The sequence below is a fragment of the Streptococcus suis genome (genome assembly GCF_019794615.1).
Taxonomy (GTDB): Bacteria; Bacillota; Bacilli; order Lactobacillales; family Streptococcaceae; genus Streptococcus; species Streptococcus suis_AI.
The window spans coordinates 15,091-36,602 of record NZ_JAIMDU010000024.1; the positions used below are offsets into that span (position 1 = coordinate 15,091).

The following is a 21,512-nucleotide window of genomic DNA, read 5'->3' on the forward strand; positions in this document are numbered from 1 at the left end:
GCAATATAATGTTCATATTTTTCAACAGCAAGAGAATAAACAGGTCCACTGAATCCTTTTGTAAGAACCTCATCAATTACGCCCCAGTAAAAATTTTCTCTCGTTTCCTTTTCATAAGTTTTTGGAATTGGAACTTGCATAATTTGAGGGATCAGATTACAAGCATTGATGCGAGCAGTTACTCGTTTACTAAATGCCTCATGTCCATTTCCTTTGTGAATGAGTGGGTATTTGATATTTCGACCATAGTCAACAAGCAAACGTCTAGCATTATCTAATTGAATTTGGCTATCCAAGTTATCATAAATCATATCGACATGATGAGATGTGCGTTGAGTTTCTTTCTTTGGAAGTCCTCTATCCATTTCCCAATGAGTATAAGGAATACCGTACTTGAGGGCTAATAACTGTTCGTGGCACTGGGCTGTTACTTTATCATCAAATACATCAATGACCCAAGCCTCTTCACCTTTCTCTCCACGAAGTCTCGTTTTCAAACCAAATCCCCTCGAGTTATAGAGTTCAGTAATCCCTACACGCCAACGGTCTCCTTTACGCATAAGATAGGTACAATAATTGTTTTTTGTTGATTCATTAAAACGAACCGAAAACTGATGGTTATCCGTAGCCCACGTTATTTTATTTCCAATTTTTATACCGTATAAGGTGCCATTATAATATCGAGAAGCTGTTTTTATCTCATAGCCACCATTACGCATCCCCAGAATTGTTCCTGAATAGGAATTGTAACTAATGACCCTATCACCATCCTTTAAGTCTTCTATTGGAACGGGACCATTTATAGTTTGAACAATCGTACCTGCTGGCTGACATGGTTCATGTTGCCACTGATAGGGACTACGTCCAAGAACTAAGGAGTTCTTCTTCCAAATGCAACACCCACTGAGGTAGAATCCCGCCTCTTTAAATGCCTTTCGGAAGTTCAGTCCTTCTGTATCCGCATGGAATACATAGATTGAACCATCAGACTCCATATGTTTTTCTACTTGAGTGAACATATCAAAAAGAAACTGGTAAAAGTCACTATCAGGCATATTGTCATTGAGAATCTTTCCAGCTGTTTCTTCTACATCAACATTATAGGGAGGGTCTGTCACAACCAAATTTGCCTTTTTATCACCTAAAAGTTGGTCATAAGTTTCAGCTTTCGTAGAGTCTCCACAAATCACTCGATGCTTACCAAGTTGCCAAATGTCCCCTCGTTTTGAAAAGGTGGGTTTCTTCAATTCCTCTTCAACATCAAAGTCATCATCTGATAGGTCTTTATCATGAACATTCGACAGGATATCGTCAATTTCTGGTGGTTCAAAACCAGTCAGGTCGAGATTGAAATCCGATTCCTGTAAATCCAAAAGCAAGTCCGCCAAAAGTTGGTCGTCCCATTGACCGGTGATTTTGTTAAGGGCAATGTTCAGTGCCTTTTCATCTTCTTTAGATAAATCGACAATGACACATTTGGCGGTTTCATAGTCTAAGTCCTTCAATACAGTTAATCGTTGATGGCCACCAATTACCGTCAAGTCTTTATTGACGATGATGGGGTCAACGTAGCCAAACTTGAGTAGACTTTGCTTAATCTTTTCATACTCCTTATCACCCTTTTTAAGTTTTTTTCGAGGATTGTAGGAGGCTGGGTGTAATTCAGACAATCGAATTTCTCTAATTTCCATTGTTGGTTGGCTTGTCATTGGTTTCTCCTTTATAAAAGCGTGATTGAATGTAACACGAATGGCTACAAAATTTCCTATTTGGATTGGCATAAGATAAAAATGACCTGCCACATTGCTGGCAAGTCAAATCTTCATATGCGGTTTTTGATTTATCGTGTTCATCAGAATGTGTTGTCCACCAAACCTTACGACACTTATCCGAACAGAACTTCTTTGGTCTTCCTACTTTATGAATTTTAAGTGTTTGATAACACTGAGGGCAACGGAGTCCATCAATCTGGTCGGCTTTTGCCATTTGCTTTGTCGCCGCTCCATGACCAAGCAATGCTGGATTTCGTTTACAGTATTTTTTAACAGAATCTCTAGATAGTCCTGTAGCCTTACCGATTAAGCCATAGCCAAGACCTTCTGCTCGCATTTTCCAGATTTGTTTGCGTTGACTTTCGTCCATTTGTTTTCCTTTCCAGCAAAAAAGGACTAAAAACAACTATTTTCTACATTGTTTCTAGCCTTTTTCACTATTTTATTACCAAAATGACATACTAGGGAACGCTACATCCCCACATTAGAAACGTGATAACGGTGGGAACAAACGTAATAATTGAGCGATTTAAATGTACCCACTTGCGAATTTTGCGAAATTGCACGTTTGAGGGGGCGTCGGTCTTAGTCTCCCAAGGGTTTAGAGATTTCATCCCCCCTCCCCCATAGGGTTAAAAATTAGATACTTTTGTAACGAAACTCCAAGACTAAAATCGATACGTATACTCCACATATCGGTCAGTCGTCTTGGTCTTTCTATCATGACAAGACTTACAAAGTGCTTGCCAGTTAGATTGATTCCAAAAGCGTTCTTGGTCACCTCGGTGGGGAGTGATATGGTCAACAACAGTTGCCTTGGTCAGTCGACCTTTGGCTTTGCATTCAACACAGAGTGGACGAACTTTTAAGTAACGCAGTCGTGCTTTGTTCCACTGGGCATTGTATCCTTTGGCCTTGGTTGACTTGGCATCCAATTGGTGGTTTGCTTTATGATTCGCACAATACCTGTGACCATAAGGTACTAGGTTAGGACAACCATTTTGTTTACAAGGTGTACTTGGTCTTCCTGGCATTTTACTTCTCCCAAGGAAGGTAAGCTTTTGTAAAATGTCCGAAGCAAGATGTTTTCGTGTAGTCTACATTCAAGAGATGAAGTTCCTTAATGATACCTCGTGGTGTTAAATCATACCGTTCACGAATCATTCCTTCCATTTGTTGTGTGGTGTAGCGACTGGTTCCAAAGGTTTCTACATGCACCGACACTGGTTCTACAACTCCAATGGCGTAGGCTAATTGTACTTCACATCGTTTCGCATACCCTTCACGAACAATATCCTTGGCAATCTTTCGTGCCATGTATGCTGCGGAGCGGTCAACCTTGCTTGGGTCTTTTCCAGAGAAAGCACCTCCACCATGATGTGCGAAACCACCGTAGGTATCAGCCACAATCTTTCTACCAGTAACTCCTGCATCCGCAAATGAGCCACCAAGAACAAAACGTCCAGTTGGATTGACTAGAACGTTGAAATCTAGATTCTGACGGTAGCGAAGTGCTACTGCCATCATGGCTTCCGACACAATTCGTTTTACTTTGGCAAGGTCAGCCGTTTCGGTATGTTGGATGGAAACTAAAAAGGTGTCAATCCGTTTCTTCTCATAGTCGTAGGATACCTGTGCTTTAGCGTCCTTTCCAAGTAAGGGGTGACCAAGTGACATCAGTTTCTCAAGGACTCGAGTGGCTAAAACATAAGGCAGTGGAAGGTACTCAGGTGTTTCATCTGTCGCATAACCGAACATCATCCCCTGGTCACCAGCACCGCCAATATCAACACCTTGGGAAATATCAGAACTTTGGAGTCCAAGTAGGTTAGTTACCCGAACATTCTTCAAACCTAGTGGCTCGACAACCTGTCGAACAATGTTCTCGAGATTAAAGAAATGTTTGGTAGAAATTTCACCAGCTACTACAACATGGTTGTCCTTGATTAAGGTCTCTACTGCCACTCGACTTGATTTGTCATATTTGAGACACTCCGTCAAAATGGCATCTGAAATCTGATCACAGATTTTATCTGGGTGTCCAACTGACACTTGTTCACTTGAAATAATCATAATTCCTCCACGCAAAAAGCCCAACCTTTATGAGGCTAGGCTTTGGTTTATTTTACTGATTGTCGGCCTGCTTCGTAGGCTCTCTCCAATGCTCTTTTGATTCCCCAAACTGAAACATCGTAGAAATCGAGGTTGTCACTCCAACGTTTTTCCAAGGTCTCAACTAGTAGTTCTTCCTTAGCAATCTCTGTTAAAAGGGCATTGAGTTTTTCTTCTTGGCGTTTTGTCATGGTATTGTTCTCCTCTTATTTTATTGTGTACATATTAACTCTAAAAAGGAGATATATCCAGTCTTTTCTGCATTATTTTTGAAGATATTTTAAACAGTTAAAACCATCAAAACCGCCTCGAGAATGGCTTCACCTTCTTCTGTTTCAGGATAGACATCCCATCCTCTGTCGTAAGAAGCGATAGTTTCTTCAGCTACTTCAATATCTAATTTGAAAATACATCCAAGGTCAATTCCAACCTCTGAAGGTTGGGGACTAACCTTAGCAATGTAATCTACTTTTTGTCCTTGATAATCAATCCGTCCGTCAGTCCACATGGTTATTCTCCTTTGGTTTTTCTAGGTGTATATTACCCTATCAGCCAAAGAATATCCAGTCATTTGAGGGAGATTTTTATCTTTTTTGACATCTTAAGTATATCACAGGTCTAGGTTGAAAATCAGTACTAAACCAGTACAAATTTAGTGCTAATTTAGTACCAATTTAGTGCACTCAACCATCACTAGATAGGGATGTGATAATCTTCCACCTTAAGTTCAAGACTTTTTGAAGTCCAACGATAACACTTGCGTAATTGTTTTAGAATCTTACGCCTACGATAAGCAAGTGTTGAATGACTGATTTCATAAATCTCTTCTAGTTCAGTCCAACTCTTGCCTAAGTAAATTAAATCCTTGGCTAATGGCTTCAAATCCTCAGGTATTAGCTCCATAACGAACTCAAAGTAGTAAAGATCCATTTTTAAGCAGTAGTAGGTATTAAGCAAACTACTGAGGTACTCTTGATTTTCTTGTTCTTGTTTTTCTCTAAAACTAAGAGAAATCAGCTCACTACGACCATGGTTTTTACTTTTCTTGACCTTTTCATGCTCTGACTTCTCAAATACCAGTGACTGAATCACACTATTCTCTGAGATAGGTCGATAGTTGAGCAATTTCTCCTGAACTAAATGTAACTTCATTTTCATGTCACGATAGTTTTTAGCTATATATTCCACCTTATCCATCTGTTCCTCCTACTTGTGCTTTAACAGCTTCAATCAGCCGTTCTTGTTGTGCATCTTTGTTTTCTAGTGCCTTGAGAATTTCCTCATCAATCGTTCCTTCAGTCACAATGTGTTGAATAACAACTGTCTCAGCCTCCTGGCCTTGACGCCAAAGTCGTGCATTTGTTTGTTGGTATAGTTCCAATGACCACGTTAAACCAAACCAGACCAAGTGGTGACCACCTTTTTGGAGGTTCAACCCATGACCAGCTCCAGCTGGATGAAGTAAGCCAACTGGGACATTTCCCTTGTTCCATTCACGAATATCTTCTTCTGTTTTCAACACCCGACTCTTTACATTGAGTTTTTCTAAACGACCCAGAATCCGAGCTAAGTCATGTTTGAACCAATAAGCAACTAAGACAGGCTCTCCATTTGCGGATTCAAGGATATCTTCAAGGGCATCTAGTTTCTGTTCATGTAATGCCACAACCGTATGATCATCAGAATATACGGCTCCATTGGACAACTGAACTAATTTGTTCGTTAGGCTTGCAGCATTGGCAGCAGTTACTTCTAATCCATCCAACTCTGACAATACATACTCTTTCTTGAACTGACTATATTTTTCTTTTTCCTTTTCTGACATACGCACCAGTTTCTTGGTTGAAATCAATTCAGGCATGTCCAGATAGTCTAAGGCCTTCATAGAAATGGTAATATCACTAATCTTGTCTTGAATTTGACACTCCGCATAGTCCATGGGGATGTATTCATAAACAATGTTTCCGTTACGACGACCTTCTTCAAAGTAACGACTACGAAACTCACCGATGAAGCGACCAAGACGTTCTCCTCCGTCAATGACTTTAAACTCTGCGAACAAGTCCATTAACCCATTTGAGCTTGGAGTTCCTGTCAAACCAACGATACGTTTCATGTAAGGTCGCATAGCCATGAAGGCTTTGAAACGCTTGGACTGCCAAGACTTGAAAGAACTCAATTCATCAATCACTACCATATCCCACTTGAAATAGGGACTACATTGTTCCACCAGCCAAGGGAGGTTTTCACGATTGACGATATAGATATCCGCATCTTTCTGGAGAGCTACTTTTCGTTGCTTGGGAGTTCCCACAATTTTCGAATAACGCAAGTGACGCAACTCCGCCCATTGTTCAATCTCATCACTCCAAACAGTATTTGCGACTCGAAGTGGGGCAATAACCAAAACCTTAGTGACTTCAAATCTATCAAACATCAGCTCATTCACCGCAGACAAAGTTGTAGCCGTTTTTCCCATCCCCATGTCTAAGATGACCGCTGCATTAGGGTGACCAATGATAAAGTCCTTGGCGACTACTTGATAGTTATGTAATGTCAATTTCATCTAGCACATCTCCAATCATCTCAATGCGGTCAATCACATAAACCGTAAAGCCTAACCGCTCGAACAGTTTGTGCCTGGACTCTTGTAACATCCTTGGCTTTTGGTCAGGAGCTTTTACTTCCACCAAGCCAAACTTGCCATTGGGTAAAAACACCAAGCGATCTGGCACACCAGAAAAAGATGGTGATACCCACTTAGGACAAATGCCTCCTCTAGCTTTCACAGACTTCACCAAAGCTTGCTCAACGTACTTTTCTCTCATCGTTCTAAATCCTTTCGTCAAATTGAAGTGTGTAGGTCTAGTGCAGTCATTTCCAAAACTCCTCTTATAGGCTTTTTTATAGTAATTTTTGCTTATAGGATAGTTTTAGAAAAGACCATAATAGACCTACACAAAATCAAAAAATGTCACTCATGTTGGTCGTTTTAATCATTTATCTGAAACCTCATTCAAAATAAGTTCCAACCATTCAGTCAACGACCTACACACCTAAATTAGTCCATCACCTCTCTTGTGGAGGTAAGGTGGCTAAAAATGCTGGTCACTAATCTAAGAAATCATAGCCATCATCAACCAATTTCAAACCAAGAATGAGGTTACCTTTACTTGTCCGTTTTCGTTTAAAACCTGCCTGATCAAGAGCAGAATAAAAATCGGTCGTACTGCGTGTATACTCCATGTTTTTGGCACAATAAGCACGATACTGACTGTATAGTTCTCCTGATTTTTCTGTCAACTGATCACCAACTTGACAGCAGTCACTAAGGAAGTGTCCTAACCAATCATTGGCCTCACGATAGGCTTTGACGGAAGAGGATACAGCAGTTGGTACTTTTGTTTTGAAGTTCGCTTTAATAGCTTTTTCTGCACCTTCGATAATCCAAGACAAAATTGCTGGTGCCGCATTGTCATACAGATGGTCCGCAAAGTTTTTGATGTCAGAGCGACCAGTGATTTTGGCATTAAATGGGATAACAAGCAAACGTCGCCACGTTCCATCATCGTTCGCCCCTACTTTAGGCAGATGGTTGGTGTAAAGAACCAGCGTGTGTGATGGCACGAAGTGAAATGGATCCTTGTACTTTTTCTCAGCTTGGATTTCATCTGTTGAGGTAATCTGCTTAACAACGGCTGTATTGAGTCTCATCCCTTCTGCCATTTCAGAAGCAATGACCAGTCGTTTCCCTTTAAGCTCTGCAAGCTCAGGACTGACATTTCGCTTGTTTGACATGGTTAAGGCATCCGCTGATAATTTTCCTGAATAGCTCCCTAGCACACGAGCGATGGTGTTCCAAAAAGTAGACTTGCCGTTTGCCCCACCTCCGTAGGCAATAATCATATGTTCCTGATAGACCTTCCCGATGGCTGCCATACCAATAATTTCTTGAACATAATCAATCAATTCTTGGTCATTACAGAAAAAGGTAGCTAAAGTTTCCTGCCATAATCCCATTCCCTGATCACTAGGAGAGACTGCTGTCATTTTAGTTATATAATCTTCAGGATTGTGTTCTTGTGACCCATTTATTCCTTTTCGTAAATCATAGGTAGCATCTGGCGTATTGAGTAATAAGTCATCACTATCTAATTCTGACAATTCTACTGAAAGCATTGGCTTAGCTGTGTTATATACAGCCATCAAATTCTTATAGTCACGATGTTTCATAACAAATTTATGGAACTCTTTAGCTGCTAGATAAGCTTTTAAATATTTCAACTGAAGTGGAGTTTCGACTGCATTTTCTAGACGCTTTCCACCAGCCTTAATGGTCAATTCATCAATACCTGAAGACTGAAGTTGCTTCACTGCAGATTCCAAGAGTGCATTCGCTTCAGCAAGTTGTTCATCAGTAAAGTGCACAACTGCACCTAATGCCAACTGCTTATTCTCACGCCAGTGAGTTCCGTCATAGTAAAGATAGTCCGTTGCATTGGTATAAGCGAGCCTGTTCCCATACTCTCTTGCAAGAACTCCTGCTTCCCCAACATCTGAGTAATCATCTGGTTTTAATGTTTCTCTATTGAAAGCATCGGGAGCCACATAGCCTTTAGATGTTTTTATAGTTCTGTTGTAGAATCGCACAGCACTTCCCCAGATGGTATCTAACTCTGTTTTATCTAGTGGCGGTACACATTTCTGTGCCTGCTCATCAAAACCATCCCTAGCTTCTTGGGTCACGCCTAATCGTTTGAGAATTTTCGCAGCAAAAACTGACATCGTTGAATTACGACTCCCTTGCTGGATTGGTCCACTTGTAGGAGTATAGAAGTCTGCATCGAAATCTTCCTCATCATCAATAGACACAGCTTGAAACAAATCTTCATCAATAGTTAGCCATGAATCATGCCATATAACCTGTGCATTGGGATTTCCAAAGAAAAACCTTGCCGCATCCTTGGCATGATCATCAAAAAACTTGTATTGATTACAGAGTTCTTCCTTCATGGCTACATAAATATCTTTATCAGTTACCTCATTGATTTGGAAATAAATATGAAATTTTGGTCTTGGAGCTTTTCCTGCCTTAGCCTGCATATGACTTCGACTAGTTACCAAGGCAAAGTTATAATCCGCAAAGATTTCTTTTAGTCTCTCTACAGCTATCCACTCTTCTGGATTTTCAGAATGGTCATTATCAATATCCATGACCAGTACATCTGACTTGATGAAATTGGCATTTGAGCGTGTATTGTTTAAAAACAGCCCCGCCACATGGTCGAATTGCACAACAGTTTGTAGCGATATTTCATCAGTAATAGCTACTTGATTGGGGTAGACAGTGGTTGTCTGAACCCCAGTCTGTCCTGAATGAGATAAGGTAAATTGCATTATGCACCCTCCATATTTTTGCAGTATTTTTAGAAATATATCTTCTTAACTTACTAAGTAAGAATCTGACAAATCTTTCCGCTCTCTCAGAAAAAATTATTCAAAAAAATAGAAGTTTCCTATTAAATTGCACAGGAAACTTTTTTGATACTCAAAATTTTTTCAAATCTAACGGAAAAACATCACTTGGTTCTACTTAGTAATGTGTAAGGGATATGGCTAAAAAAAATCTCTTACAAAGTGGAAAAATTAATCAAAACCTTACTTAGTAAGATAGGAGGACCAAATATGGTAAACGAACCATACATCAAACCTGATGAAAACGTAGCTGATACTCTCATCGCTATCAGCGTCATCTCAAAACTACTCGCTCGGAAAATTATGGAGGAAGAAAACAATGAGCAAAATGAAAGAACTGAATAGACTAATTCATGATATGGAAGAAACTGCAAAGTACTACCTTCGATTGGTGGATGAGTTCAAAAAACTCCTATCTACTGATGATGAAACAGTACCTAAATCAAATCCACCAAAAAATGAACTACAAAAGGAAATTCAATTGGAGGATGTCCGTGCAGTCCTTGCAACAAAGGCAAAAGATGGCTTTAAGAATGAGGTTCGTGCTCTTCTAAATGCATACGGTGCTTCTTCTCTATCAGCTCTTGACCCTAAACACTTTGCGGCAGTCCTTGAAGAAGCTGGAGGGATTGGTAATGACTAACCACGCCATTCTATCTGCTTCTGCATCACATCGTTGGTTGAACTGCCCACCTTCCATTCGGTTAACAGAAGATATGCCAGATGTAAACTCTGAGTTTGCCCTTGAAGGTACGGATGCTCACGAGTTATGTGCTTATCTAGTCGAGAAAGCTTTAGGTAGGAATGCGCGTGATCCAACTGAGGATTTGGCATTTTACAACGATGACATGCAGAATTGCGCAGAAGAATACCGCAACTATGTCATGGAGCAAGTTGAGAAAGCCAGAGGCTACTCTCGTGACCCTACAGTTCTTATCGAACAACGACTGGACTTTTCTAAGTGGGTACCTGAAGGATTTGGAACTGGAGATTGCCTTATTGTGGCAGATGGACTTCTTCAGGTTATTGATTATAAGCACGGACTTGGTGTTCTAGTTGATGCAGACCATAACCCACAAATGATGTGTTATGCCCTAGGTGCTCTTGAGATGTTTGATGGGCTTTATGATTTCGATAAAGTCACCATGACCATCTTTCAACCACGAAAACATAACATATCTACCTTTGAGATAGAAAAGACTGAGTTGCTTGAATGGGCTGAAAATGAACTCGCTCCAAAAGCTGAACTTGCATTCAAAGGTGAGGGAGAAATGGAGTCTGGTAAACACTGCCAATTCTGCAAACTCAAGAATGTCTGTCGCAAACGTGCTGAGGATAATTTGGCACTAGCTAAGATGGAGTTTGCAAAGCCAGAAACACTAGATAACGAGGACATTGCAGAGATTTTGCCTAAACTAGATTTGTTGATTTCATGGGCAAATGACATCAAAGCATATGCTTTAAATCAAGCGACCGAAGGACATCACATCCCAGGAAACAAACTGGTTGAAGGTCGCTCTGTTCGTAAATTTTCAGACGAAGCTGCCGTGAGTCAAGCTGTGATTGAAGCTGGCTTCGACCCTTACGAGAAGAAACTGCTCACTATCACTGCCATGACCAAACTCCTCGGCAAGAAAACCTTTAATGACCTCCTTGGTGGTCTCATAATAAAGCCAAGTGGTAAACCAACACTCGTTCCAATTGACGATAGCCGTCAAGAGATGAACCTAGCCAAACATGAATTTAAAGAGGAATAACTATATGACAACTAAAGTAATTACAGGACCAAACACTCGCTTCAGCTACTTAAATGCCAATGAGCCCAAGTCAATTAACGGTAGTATTCCCAAGTACAGTGCCTCACTCATCATCCCAAAAGAGGATACTGTCACCATTAACAAAATCAATGCCGCTATTGAGCAAGCATACAAAGAAGGTGAGTCAAAACTCAAGGGCAACGGTAAATCTGTACCTGCATTATCTACTCTAAAAACTCCACTTCGTGATGGTGACCTTGAACGCCCGGATGATGAAGCATACAAAAATGCTTACTTTGTGAATGCCAACTCTCCACACAAACCTGGGGTGGTTGACGGAAATCGTCAAGAAATCATTGATACATCAGAATTGTATTCAGGCATCTACGGACGTGCTTCTATTACCTTCTACGCATTTAATTCCAATGGCAATAAAGGGATTGCTTGCGGTTTGAATAACTTGCAAAAATTGCGTGATGGCGAGCCCCTCGGTGGTCGCACTCGTGCTGAAGATGATTTTGCGACAGAAGACGATGATGACTTTTTGAACTAGAAAGAGAGAATTAGATTAATGATGTATACTATTTTAACTTGTACTATTATGAGCCTCTGGGTGCTTATCGGACTATACTTCGGATATATGACCATTAGAGATGACATTCGAAATGAAATGGAACGAAAGGCAAAGCAAAATAAAGAAAAACTTAGTCAAACACCACTCAGTCGAAAAAACAAATAGAACTCAAGGTGGCAGTACTTCTGTCACCTTTTTCAGAAAGGACAAACTATGCCAATTAAAGAGATCAGTATAGACATCGAAACTTATTGTGAAATTGACTTACGAAAATCTGGTGTATATCGCTATGCGGAAGATGACAGTTTTGAACTCCTTTTGTTTGCGGTTTCTGTCGATAATGGACCAGTGACTGTTTACGACTTTAATAAAGAGAAGTTACCACAAGATATTCTTGAAGCTTTAGTAGACGATAGAGTCATCAAATGGGCATTCAACGCTTCATTTGAGCGAATTTGTCTGTCCAACTGGCTCAAGAAACATCATCCTGAATTATTATTAGATGGATTTCTCTCGCCTAATTCATGGCGGTGTAGCATGATCTGGTCAGCCTATTTAGGACTCCCCCTCTCCCTTGAAGGAGTTGGAACAGTTCTCAAACTCAAAGACCAAAAGATGAGAGAGGGTACTGACCTCATTCGCTATTTCTGCGTACCTTGTAAGCCTACTAAGGTCAATGGAGGGAGAATTCGCAACTTCCCTAATCACGCGCCTGACAAGTGGTCTACCTTTATCGATTACAACAGACGTGATGTTGAGGTCGAATTGGCCATCAAGGAACGACTGAAAAACTTCCCAGTACCTGATTTTGTTTGGGATGAGTACCTCCAGGATCAGATTATCAACGACCGAGGTATTGGCATAGATGTTGATTTTGTTAAAGCAGCAATCAAAATTGATACAGAGAGCAAAGCTCAAATCCAAGAGGAACTGAAAGCTTTAACAAGTCTAGAAAATCCCAACTCTGTTCTACAGATGATTGGCTGGCTACGTGAACATGGAGTAACTACAGATTCACTCGACAAAAAAGCGGTGAAAGAACTTCTCAAAATGGTTGATCATACGACTGCTCAAGTTCTTAAACTTCGTCAGCAAGCCGCCAAATCAAGTGTATCCAAATATCAAGCCATGATGAACTGTGTTTGTAAGGACGGTCGAGCAAGGGGGATGTTTCAATTTTACGGAGCTAACCGTACAGGTCGATGGGCTGGCCGTTTGGTACAGCTTCAGAATTTACCACAGAACCATCTTCCTGACCTAGAGGAAGCTAGAGAACTTTTCAGAACAGGTGACTTAGAAGCTACTGAGCTACTCTACGACACACAAGATACCTTATCTCAACTTATCCGAACGACCTTTGTCCCTAGTAAAGGAAAGAAATTCATTGTTTGCGACTTTTCAGCTATCGAAGCTCGAATCCTGTCCCACTTGGCAGGGGAGAGATGGCGTAGTAAGGTATTTGAACTGGGAAAAGACATCTACTGTATGTCCGCTTCTCAGATGTTTGGAGTACCAGTTGAAAAACACGGACAAAATTCTGAATTGAGACAAAAAGGGAAAATTGCGGAACTTGCTTGCGGATATGGTGGTTCAGTCGGTGCACTCAAAGCCATGGGAGCAATTGATATGGGACTATCGGAGGAAGAACTCCAACCACTAGTGAACTCTTGGCGACAAGCAAATCCCAATATCGTTCTCTTATGGTGGGATGTCGATAATGCTGTAAAGACTGCTGTAAAGGAACAAATTCCAACATCTACTCACGGTATTCAATTTGAAGTAAGAAGTGGCATTCTATTCATTACACTCCCATCTGGTCGTAAATTAGCATATATTAAACCAAGAATTGGAGAGAACCAGTTCGGTGGAGAGTCCGTCACTTATGAGGGAACTGGAACTGCTAAACGTTGGGAGAGGTTAGAAAGTTATGGTCCAAAATTTGTGGAGAACATTGTACAAGCTATCAGCCGTGACATTCTTGCATACTCTTTGAAACAACTGAAAGAGTTTAAAATTGTAGGACATGTACATGATGAAGTAATAATCGAATGCCCAATGGAACAAAAACTTGATGAGATTGCATTATTAATGGGGATTGCACCAGACTGGATGTCTGATATTAACCTTCGTGCCGATGGATACGAATGCATATTCTATCAGAAAGATTAGCAAAAAATCGCCACCTCACAATTGAGATGGCGATTCTGTTATTTATTTAATTCTTTGTAAAGCTCAAACCCTTCTTTCTTAGTATTATTGACTTTTTTATAGCCTGCAGATTTCTGAACTCCTAGTTTTTCAAAGATTTCCTTATTCTCATAACCATCAAATAGCATTTCCAAAATTTCTGGTGCTTGAAAGTTTGATTCTGCAAGTTTTGATTTCAAAAACTCAAATTGATCCATGAATAGATAAAGCTCAATCCCATCATCAATAACTGGTAAATCTTGTTTCTCTGTGAATGCTTCCCAGGATGAAACTTTAGGGGCATTTTTACTCGGCTTACGAAAATCTTTGAGATAATCATTAACTGAGTTGTTATACCACCAGACCATCTGTTCATAGTCCTCTTCTGCGACTGGAACAAAGGCAGTTAGTATTGAAATACCCATGATACGACATTGACGAAACGTGCCACGTAGCAAACCTGAATGATGTGAAGTCATGTAGTAATCCTGTACAAACATAGGTGCTAGTACTTCACTTTCAGTTGGATGTACTCCAGTTGATGAAGATTGAGCTTGGCAGTAGTTGAAAAAGTTGACATTGATTGTCATGATTGATTGGCTTTCCAGTTAATACCGAAAGCACACATGACAAATCAAGGCATGCAAAAAATATTCTTGACCGCATAGTTACTTTCCTCTATGTTATCGGTCAGCCAATTTCACAAGCTGAAATAGTTTCCCACCATCTCTACATCTGAAATTATGGTCATCGTCATGACTCCGTATTGACAGAAGGTGTTCTTGATAAGTCTAGTATAGTACCATTGAACGAAATGGTACACAGCAAAAAATGAGGGGTAGAACAGCTTCCCTCATTCAATAAAATCGTTAAAATCAGTGTTTTTGAAACTTCCTTTCACATACTTAACTTGATGACCTCCACTCTCAAATACACGCATAACAAACAAAAAAACACCCCTCAAAATTTGAAGGGTGTCGTTAAAATTATTTTTCCCAAAATTCAGGAATCTTCATCTCTATCAACTTCTGGTTGCATTCATAAGCTCCCAAATGATAGTAATATCTCAGCAACATCTTATAAGCACAATGAGTCGGCATCTCATCTCTAAATGTTGTACCACTCTTTTCAATCAACTTAAAGCTAAAGTCAGGATATAGCTTCATTCCAAGAGTAATCCCCATCATCTTTTCCAGTTTCCTACTCGCATCTCTTTGAGTTTCAAAACGCTGAATAGTAGATAAACTAACACCTGATGCCTCAGCAAGATCTTCTTGAGTGATGTTTTTGCGTGTACGATGGTAGATAAGCATGGCACAAAAGCCACTCGGCATCTCATCATTGATTCTGACTACCTCTTCAAATATTCGTCCACTATCTAGAATTATTGAACCATTAACAATATTGGTGAACTCAGAGAAATCCACCTCTATTTCAACCGTCGATTTTCCACGATACATCACATACTCATTAAAGATAGTGATCGATATAGACTTATTTTTATCTGTCTTATAGAAAATATCAAACAATAGGCAACACTCATCCATATGTTTGTATGCATAGTCTGTCATTTCGTAAATACCGTACTCCACCATGTTCACATATTGAGGATCATTCAAGCAAAAATGGTTATCCACATAAACATATCGACCTGAATCCATCAACTTCCTAAACTGTTCATTCTTCCAACTCAACAGACAAGCGTTGGGAAAGGCAATAGTGAAGCTTTTGTTTTCAGTCATAGCTTTAAGTTCACAACCATAGCTTCGTAGATATTCATCTCCAACGAAATTATAAATGCCTTCAAATTCATGATAGCCCAATTGTTGTAACCGAATTTTAGCCGCTAGGCGAGAGACCTGAAAGAATTCTGCGAGGTCATCTATGATTCTTTCAAACATGGTTAATTTCTCATCACTAGCATATTTTAAGGAGTAGTCTGTAAAGAGTTGATTGACCTTTTGCCTTGTCATGGACTTAGGCATCAGAATTCTAGCAGCAATTCCATTTGCCTGCCACTCCATCCAGTCATAGTCTCTCCACTCTGATGAACTAGAGATAGTGTTATCTCTTAGACTACTACTTCGTTTATGATTCTGATCAAATAGCATTTTATACTCATTATGATGACGATGGAGCAACCAGTGAACTGATTCATGGACTATTGTATTATTATAACTCCCTTGATTACGCAAGCAGATAACTTCGGGATCTACTAAAATAGTCTTTTTCTTCACGAGTCTTGATTCTGGAGTATCCTCATCATAAAATAGAACTTCTGTATCTTTGAAGACCATCTCTCCAAAAATGGAACTATCCTCTGTTAACTTACCCTCCATCTTAGTCAATCCGATATTGGCAAGATAGCCATCAATCGGCAAAGCCATGGGAGCTTCTAGTGCTTGAGGGTAATATTGCTTCAAAATTCCTTCCGCAATCTCATCCATATCCTTAGCTTTAATGTATGGAACAAATTCTGGACTAAGACCTAATTCACTATTATCATAATCTTTTGGATCAAAGGGATTAACCTGAAGAACTGTAAAATTATGTATTCCTTCATTCAACTCATACTCAACCGTCATTCTTAACCACAGATTGGCACTATCTATTTCATAGCCATACTTCGTCTGCCCCTTAATTTCAAGAGAAGCAATGACCTGAAGTTCAGAAACAATTATTCCGTCTCTAACTTTACGAGACAAGACTTTCTTTATCGCAAAATCATCCAACTTCTTAAAGTTTGGGTCTTCAACAGTATGTGACTTGACCGATATATAGGAACGGTGGTGGTAAATATAATTATCTACTGCTTTGAAAATATCGTTATAATAGTTTGATTGAAGCAATTTTTCGAATGAATTAAACGCCATATCCTGTTCTCCTAAAACATAGTGCTATCGAGATTTGAATTACAAACATACCTACTCTTTACTCTTGCTTTATATTATACACTATGATATAATTTTGTCAATCTATAAAATGACAAAAGGGGTGAGAAAATGTTTTCTGCCAGTAAGTTAAAAGAATATCGATTAACCAATCATCTATCCCAAACAGCTATCGCAAACGAACTAGGGGTCACAAGAGCCACACTGTCTGCTTGGGAGACAGGCAAAACTGTCCCTAATAAGAAACACCTCAAAGAACTGGCTCAAGTCCTCCATATAGAAGCAAGTAACCTTCAAGAAGAACATCCCCACCTCACCCTCTACAAACAACTCAACAAGACAAACAAAAAGAAGGTCGATGAGCTAACTCACAACCTTCTCATGGAACAAAAGGGTTCTGTTGCAAAGTTTTAAATAAAGAATAAAATCCCTTACGGTATCTATGATTTAAGCTGGGATTCCCAATAATACCTTGATTTCAGTACAGACCGAAAACCCGAAGAGAGTGCCTTCTTTTCGGGTTTTCTTATATAATCCTCGGATGGCTTCCATGCCTTTAATCGTTGTAGAGGCAGTGCGTAAACTTCGATAGAATTTATTGCGTCTCTTTACTGGACGATGGTCTTGTTCAATCAAATTATTCAGGTATTTAATGGTACGATGTTCTGTCCCTTGATAAAAGCCGTATTCTTTTAGTTTCTTAAAGGCACTTGTAATAGAGGGGGCTTTATCTGTGACTACAACCTTCGGTTCATCAAACTGCTTCACTAACCGCTTAAGAAAAGCATAGGCTGCTTGTGTGTCCCGTTTTTTACGTAACCAAATATCCAAGGTTAAACCATCTGCATCGATGGCTCGATACAAATAATGCCATTTTACTTTAATTTTGATGTACGTTTCATCCATTTTCCATGAATAAAAGGATTTTTTATTTTTCTTTTTCCAAATTTGATAGAGTAGTTTGCCATATTCTTGCACCCAACGATAAATCGTCGTATGAGAAACGTTAATGCCACGATCATATAAGATTTCTTGAACTTCACGATAGCTAAGGTTATAACGAAGATAGTAGCCCACGGCTACAATAATCACATCCTGCTGAAATTGCTTTCCTTTAAAATGATTCATCGTCATTCCTCCTGCTATCTTTTTCTATTATTCTACCTTATTTGATAGTAGATTTAAAACTTTGCAACAGAACCTATTTATGTTACAATAATATTGACTTTTAAGAAAGGATTGATTCTAATGAAGAAAGCAGACAAGTAAGCCTCCTAAATTCACTTTAGATAAAAATTTGACTGTGCTCGATATCAGAAAGTTTAGTGAAATATGTGTGATGATGTATTACTTTGCATTAGATAAGAATTTATCTTTTTCTATTGAGAGTTTAGTGAATAAACTGGTACAATTTTTTTCGACTGATATCATGGGACTACAAACGTCTGAGCTTTCAAAGCGGACGATTGAACAAAGTTATCAGGACTTACGAACAAGACTTGAGCTTGTCCAAAATGGTGATATAACTACACTTAAACAGCTGAACCGGGATCAAGATTACCTTAATGCACTTTTTGAATTTTGTAATAATGAACAATCAACAAAATCCATGCTGACATTCTGTCTGTATCTATCGATGTACTATGCTATTGCTGGCGGTCTTCCTATTGAAATGTCAGGTGCAATCAGTAGCTATTACGGAAATCGCTTTAGTTCTCTGAGAAAAAGAGAAGAGTCCGTTGCTATGTATAACAGTATTTTGGAGCATTTCGCTTTAAGTACTGCAGATTATAGAGTATCTGGTGTCTCTTCAGACATAGCAAAAGCAGTCAGGATGATTAAAAGAAATATCAACCGTCAGCTCACCATTCAGTCAATATGCACAGAAATTGGTCTAAGTCAGTATCACTTCATGCGTAAATTCAAGATAGATATAGGTATGACTGTTGGTGCATACATTAAGAAGGAGAAAATAGCATATGCCAAATTTCTATTGGTATATACGAATCAGTCAATATCAGAAATTAGTGAATATCTTATATTTAACTCACAAAGTTACTTCACATCCGTGTTTAAAAAAGAAACAGGAAAAACGCCTTTTGAATATAGAAAGAGTGATTTGTAAAGCTGATGGCTAATGCAAAGAATCAATTGCGGCAATCCTTTTGTATCTTTTTCCAGTGTGGCTGCGGTTTCTGTTGACGGGAACAGCAGGGCATATGCGGAATCTGGTGTCGGATGAGATAACGGATCAGTTACTTTGTTTTTATCAGAAAAGGTGTAAGCTAAAACTTAGGTTAGCCATTGCGCTAGCGATTTGGTACAATAAGGGGGAAGTTGAATTATATTTGAAACGATAGGAGGGAGAAGCAAATGAAATCTACAACTAAAGTAACATTTAAAGAACTTCATGTATAGGTGGCTGTGACAAGCTTTACATGGAGTGGAATAATTATTGTCCGAAGCCACCTTTGCAATTGCTAGTACTTACGCAAAGGAGGATATGAAAATGCAATACAAAATAATTAATGGTGCCGTTTACTATGATGGTAATATGGTGTTGGAAAACATCGGTATTGAAATCAATGATAATGAAAAGATTGCTATTGTTGGTAGAAATGGATGTGGAAAAACAACCTTGCTAAAAGCTATTATAGGCGAAATTGAATTAGAAGAAGGAACTGGTGAAAGTGAGTTTCAAGTAATAAAGACCGGTAACCCTTATATTAGCTATTTAAGACAGATGCCTTTTGAAGATGAAAGTATATCAATGGTGGATGAAGTCCGTACGGTATTTAAGACGCTTATTGATATGGAAAACAAGATGAAACAGCTGATAGATAAAATGGAGAATCAATATGATGATAAAATCATCAATGAATACTCTGATATCAGTGAAAGGTATATGGCTCTTGGAGGTCTAACCTACCAAAAAGAATATGAAACGATGATTCGTAGTATGGGTTTTACTGAAGCAGATTATAAAAAACCCATTTCTGAATTTTCAGGTGGTCAGCGAACTAAGATAGCTTTTATAAAAATACTTTTAACAAAGCCAGACATTCTATTACTTGATGAACCTACTAACCACCTTGATATAGAAACAATACAATGGTTGGAGAGTTATTTGAGAAGTTATAAATCTACATTGGTTATTATTTCCCATGATAGAATGTTTCTTAATCGAATTGTGGATAAGGTTTATGAAATCGAATGGGGAGAGACCAAATGTTATAAAGGTAATTATTCAGCCTTTGAGGAGCAAAAACGAGAAAATCATATCAAACAGCAAAAAGATTACGACTTGCAACAGATAGAAATTGAAAGGATTACACGCTTGATTGAACGTTTTCGTTATAAACCTACGAAAGCTAAAATGGTGCAATCTAAAATTAAATTATTACAGCGTATGCAAATATTAAATGCACCAGACCAATACGATACAAAAACTTATATGTCTAAATTTCAACCGAGAATCAGTAGTTCAAGGCAAGTATTAAGTGCTTCAGAACTTGTGATAGGCTATGATACTCCTCTTGCAAAGGTTAATTTCAACCTTGAAAGGGGACAGAAGCTTGGAATTGTTGGGAGTAATGGTATTGGTAAATCCACGTTGCTTAAAACACTTATGGGTGGTGTGGCAGCATTGTCTGGAGATTTTAAATTCGGATACAATGTTGAAATTAGCTATTTTGACCAACAGCTTGCTCAAATCAGTGGAGATGATACACTATTCGAAATTTTTCAAAGCGAATACCCTGAGCTAAATGACACAGAGGTCAGAACTGCTCTTGGCTCATTTCAGTTTAGTGGAGATGATGTTTTTAGACCGGTGTCCTCTTTGTCAGGTGGAGAAAAGGTTAGATTGACATTATGTAAATTATTATATAAACGTACTAATGTTTTAATCTTAGATGAACCGACAAACCACATGGATATTATTGGAAAAGAGAATTTAGAGAATATCTTATGCAGTTATCAAGGTACAATTATTTTTGTGTCACATGATAGATATTTTACTAATAAGATTGCTGACAGATTACTTGTTTTTGATAAGGATGGTGTAGAGTTTGTACAATCTACTTATGGTGAGTACGAGAAAAAAAGGATGAATTCTGAAAAGCCATTTAATAACATTAAAGTTGAGCAGAAAGTAGAGAAAAATAACACAGTAAAAGGCGATCGTAACTCCATTGAGAAGGAGAAGGTTAAGAAGGAGAAACGAATTGAAAAGCTTGAAGTGTTAATAAATCAATATGATGAAGAATTAGAAAGATTGAATAAAATCATTTCTGAACCAAACAATTCTTCTGATTATATAGTACTGACGGAAATACAAAAATCAATTGATGATGTTAAAAGGTGTCAGGGTAATTATTTTAATGAATGGGAACAGTTGATGAGAGAATTGGAAGTTATGTAATTTTTGAGTTATGCAATAAGGATGTAAAAGTGTTAATGATACATTCTGGTTGTTGAAAATGTAAAAAAATTAATGAATTTTTATTAGATATAATCGCTATGTGAAGACCTTTTGAGTTTGGGCTCTTTGTCAAATCGGACTGATGAGTCGGATATATAAGATGATAAACTTGAGATTACTCTCAGATTTATCATCTTTTTTAGTTATTTAATTTTAATGTCTTTTATAATAGCTTTTCATATATTATATAATCAATCTTTATAAGTCCTTTTATAAATTTCTTTTCTACCATTTTCGATAAATTCCTGTTTAATATTTTTA

Annotated in this window: 20 protein-coding genes and 2 pseudogenes; 8 read left to right on the top strand and 14 right to left on the bottom strand. The window is 38.6% G+C overall.

Annotated features, from left to right (window positions below; genetic code table 11):
• Window positions 1-5: 5 nt before the first annotated feature.
• From K6V43_RS11655 to K6V43_RS07665, 11 genes and pseudogenes are all read right to left on the bottom strand, one after another.
• Window positions 6-719 (bottom strand): annotated as a pseudogene (locus K6V43_RS11655) (hypothetical protein); the annotation flags it as partial.
• 111 nt (window positions 720-830) lie between these two features.
• A pseudogene (locus K6V43_RS07620) lies at window positions 831-1,709 on the bottom strand (ParB N-terminal domain-containing protein); the annotation flags it as partial.
• On the bottom strand, window positions 1,681-2,142 hold the full coding sequence (locus K6V43_RS07625) for a hypothetical protein (protein WP_024399321.1): 462 nt from the start codon (window positions 2,140-2,142) through the stop codon (window positions 1,681-1,683). The gene K6V43_RS07625 and the pseudogene K6V43_RS07620, both read right to left, overlap by 29 nt.
• Before the next feature lie 298 nt (window positions 2,143-2,440).
• Entirely contained in the window at window positions 2,441-2,806 is a 366-nt protein-coding gene (locus tag K6V43_RS07630) for an HNH endonuclease (protein ID WP_205025782.1), read from the bottom strand.
• Window position 2,807: 1 nt separating this feature from the next.
• Window positions 2,808-3,845: a methionine adenosyltransferase gene (gene metK / locus K6V43_RS07635; RefSeq protein WP_222382502.1), complete on the bottom strand. Its 1,038-nt coding sequence runs from the start codon at window positions 3,843-3,845 to the stop codon at window positions 2,808-2,810.
• Window positions 3,846-3,892: 47 nt separating this feature from the next.
• On the bottom strand, window positions 3,893-4,075 hold the full coding sequence (locus K6V43_RS07640) for a DUF6900 domain-containing protein (protein ID WP_014638129.1): 183 nt from the start codon (window positions 4,073-4,075) through the stop codon (window positions 3,893-3,895).
• 89 nt (window positions 4,076-4,164) lie between these two features.
• On the bottom strand, window positions 4,165-4,392 hold the full coding sequence (locus K6V43_RS07645) for a DUF7678 domain-containing protein (protein ID WP_192369636.1): 228 nt from the start codon (window positions 4,390-4,392) through the stop codon (window positions 4,165-4,167).
• Between the two features lie 185 nt (window positions 4,393-4,577).
• Entirely contained in the window at window positions 4,578-5,081 is a 504-nt protein-coding gene (locus K6V43_RS07650) for a hypothetical protein (protein WP_000361943.1), read from the bottom strand.
• Window positions 5,074-6,450 (bottom strand): DEAD/DEAH box helicase, encoded by a 1,377-nt coding sequence (locus tag K6V43_RS07655; protein ID WP_044688784.1) that lies wholly within the window; start codon window positions 6,448-6,450, stop codon window positions 5,074-5,076. Before K6V43_RS07655 ends, K6V43_RS07650 begins: the two co-directional genes overlap by 8 nt.
• A complete protein-coding gene (locus K6V43_RS07660) occupies window positions 6,431-6,712 on the bottom strand; it encodes a VRR-NUC domain-containing protein (RefSeq protein ID WP_024376926.1) in 282 nt (93 codons plus the stop codon). Before K6V43_RS07660 ends, K6V43_RS07655 begins: the two co-directional genes overlap by 20 nt.
• A 283-nt stretch (window positions 6,713-6,995) precedes the next feature.
• Window positions 6,996-9,281 carry a phage/plasmid primase, P4 family gene (locus tag K6V43_RS07665; protein WP_222382503.1) on the bottom strand — a complete coding sequence of 762 codons (2,286 nt, stop codon included), beginning with the start codon at window positions 9,279-9,281 and terminating at the stop codon, window positions 6,996-6,998.
• A gap of 288 nt (window positions 9,282-9,569) precedes the next feature.
• Between K6V43_RS07665 and K6V43_RS11560 the strand changes: the two genes are divergently transcribed.
• The 5 genes from K6V43_RS11560 (at window position 9,570) to K6V43_RS07685 (ending at window position 13,859) form a co-directional block, all read left to right on the top strand.
• A complete protein-coding gene (locus tag K6V43_RS11560; protein WP_256547040.1) occupies window positions 9,570-9,704 on the top strand; it encodes a hypothetical protein in 135 nt (44 codons plus the stop codon).
• A complete protein-coding gene (locus K6V43_RS07670; protein ID WP_024411456.1) occupies window positions 9,679-10,002 on the top strand; it encodes a hypothetical protein in 324 nt (107 codons plus the stop codon). The genes K6V43_RS11560 and K6V43_RS07670 overlap by 26 nt, the downstream gene beginning before the upstream one ends.
• Window positions 9,995-11,116 carry a DUF2800 domain-containing protein gene (locus tag K6V43_RS07675; RefSeq protein WP_222382504.1) on the top strand — a complete coding sequence of 374 codons (1,122 nt, stop codon included), beginning with the start codon at window positions 9,995-9,997 and terminating at the stop codon, window positions 11,114-11,116. Before K6V43_RS07670 ends, K6V43_RS07675 begins: the two co-directional genes overlap by 8 nt.
• Before the next feature lie 4 nt (window positions 11,117-11,120).
• On the top strand, window positions 11,121-11,669 hold the full coding sequence (locus tag K6V43_RS07680; protein WP_024411458.1) for a DUF2815 family protein: 549 nt from the start codon (window positions 11,121-11,123) through the stop codon (window positions 11,667-11,669).
• 234 nt (window positions 11,670-11,903) lie between these two features.
• The gene (locus K6V43_RS07685) at window positions 11,904-13,859 is read left to right on the top strand and encodes a DNA polymerase (RefSeq protein WP_192369642.1); all 1,956 of its coding nucleotides are present in this window, start codon (window positions 11,904-11,906) and stop codon (window positions 13,857-13,859) included.
• Between the two features lie 38 nt (window positions 13,860-13,897).
• Here the strand turns inward: K6V43_RS07685 and K6V43_RS07690 are convergent, their stop codons facing one another.
• A complete protein-coding gene (locus K6V43_RS07690; RefSeq protein WP_024376920.1) occupies window positions 13,898-14,467 on the bottom strand; it encodes a hypothetical protein in 570 nt (189 codons plus the stop codon).
• Window positions 14,468-14,863: 396 nt separating this feature from the next.
• Entirely contained in the window at window positions 14,864-16,750 is a 1,887-nt protein-coding gene (locus K6V43_RS07695) for an XRE family transcriptional regulator (RefSeq protein WP_024376919.1), read from the bottom strand.
• Window positions 16,751-16,879: 129 nt separating this feature from the next.
• Here K6V43_RS07695 and K6V43_RS07700 point away from each other — a divergent pair, with 129 nt between their 5' ends.
• Complete coding sequence (locus K6V43_RS07700) at window positions 16,880-17,182, top strand: helix-turn-helix transcriptional regulator (RefSeq protein WP_029743928.1); 303 nt, start codon at window positions 16,880-16,882, stop codon at window positions 17,180-17,182.
• Window positions 17,183-17,215: 33 nt separating this feature from the next.
• On the opposite strand, the gene K6V43_RS07705 is transcribed toward K6V43_RS07700, so the two are convergent.
• The gene (locus tag K6V43_RS07705) at window positions 17,216-17,896 is read right to left on the bottom strand and encodes an IS6-like element IS1216 family transposase (protein WP_029180466.1); all 681 of its coding nucleotides are present in this window, start codon (window positions 17,894-17,896) and stop codon (window positions 17,216-17,218) included.
• Between the two features lie 211 nt (window positions 17,897-18,107).
• Between K6V43_RS07705 and K6V43_RS07710 the strand changes: the two genes are divergently transcribed.
• Both K6V43_RS07710 and optrA read left to right on the top strand, forming a co-directional pair.
• On the top strand, window positions 18,108-18,893 hold the full coding sequence (locus tag K6V43_RS07710) for a helix-turn-helix domain-containing protein (RefSeq protein ID WP_029171390.1): 786 nt from the start codon (window positions 18,108-18,110) through the stop codon (window positions 18,891-18,893).
• 330 nt (window positions 18,894-19,223) lie between these two features.
• Complete coding sequence (gene optrA / locus K6V43_RS07715; protein ID WP_222382505.1) at window positions 19,224-21,191, top strand: ABC-F type ribosomal protection protein OptrA; 1,968 nt, start codon at window positions 19,224-19,226, stop codon at window positions 21,189-21,191.
• The last annotated feature ends 321 nt before the right edge of the window (window positions 21,192-21,512 follow it).

Coding starts and splice junctions, on each gene's coding strand:
- K6V43_RS07655 (WP_044688784.1), bottom strand. CDS start 6,450: ATGAAATTGACATTACATAACTATCAAGTAGTCGCCAAGGACTTTATC.
- K6V43_RS07675 (WP_222382504.1), top strand. CDS start 9,995: ATGACTAACCACGCCATTCTATCTGCTTCTGCATCACATCGTTGGTTG.
- metK (WP_222382502.1), bottom strand. CDS start 3,845: ATGATTATTTCAAGTGAACAAGTGTCAGTTGGACACCCAGATAAAATC.
- K6V43_RS07690 (WP_024376920.1), bottom strand. CDS start 14,467: ATGACAATCAATGTCAACTTTTTCAACTACTGCCAAGCTCAATCTTCA.
- K6V43_RS07700 (WP_029743928.1), top strand. CDS start 16,880: ATGTTTTCTGCCAGTAAGTTAAAAGAATATCGATTAACCAATCATCTA.
- K6V43_RS07695 (WP_024376919.1), bottom strand. CDS start 16,750: ATGGCGTTTAATTCATTCGAAAAATTGCTTCAATCAAACTATTATAAC.
- K6V43_RS07630 (WP_205025782.1), bottom strand. CDS start 2,806: ATGCCAGGAAGACCAAGTACACCTTGTAAACAAAATGGTTGTCCTAAC.
- K6V43_RS07650 (WP_000361943.1), bottom strand. CDS start 5,081: ATGGATAAGGTGGAATATATAGCTAAAAACTATCGTGACATGAAAATG.
- K6V43_RS07670 (WP_024411456.1), top strand. CDS start 9,679: ATGAGCAAAATGAAAGAACTGAATAGACTAATTCATGATATGGAAGAA.
- K6V43_RS07685 (WP_192369642.1), top strand. CDS start 11,904: ATGCCAATTAAAGAGATCAGTATAGACATCGAAACTTATTGTGAAATT.
- K6V43_RS07665 (WP_222382503.1), bottom strand. CDS start 9,281: ATGCAATTTACCTTATCTCATTCAGGACAGACTGGGGTTCAGACAACC.
- K6V43_RS07660 (WP_024376926.1), bottom strand. CDS start 6,712: ATGAGAGAAAAGTACGTTGAGCAAGCTTTGGTGAAGTCTGTGAAAGCT.
- K6V43_RS07710 (WP_029171390.1), top strand. CDS start 18,108: ATGATGTATTACTTTGCATTAGATAAGAATTTATCTTTTTCTATTGAG.
- K6V43_RS07640 (WP_014638129.1), bottom strand. CDS start 4,075: ATGACAAAACGCCAAGAAGAAAAACTCAATGCCCTTTTAACAGAGATT.
- K6V43_RS07680 (WP_024411458.1), top strand. CDS start 11,121: ATGACAACTAAAGTAATTACAGGACCAAACACTCGCTTCAGCTACTTA.
- K6V43_RS11560 (WP_256547040.1), top strand. CDS start 9,570: ATGGTAAACGAACCATACATCAAACCTGATGAAAACGTAGCTGATACT.
- K6V43_RS07705 (WP_029180466.1), bottom strand. CDS start 17,896: ATGAATCATTTTAAAGGAAAGCAATTTCAGCAGGATGTGATTATTGTA.
- K6V43_RS07645 (WP_192369636.1), bottom strand. CDS start 4,392: ATGTGGACTGACGGACGGATTGATTATCAAGGACAAAAAGTAGATTAC.
- K6V43_RS07625 (WP_024399321.1), bottom strand. CDS start 2,142: ATGGACGAAAGTCAACGCAAACAAATCTGGAAAATGCGAGCAGAAGGT.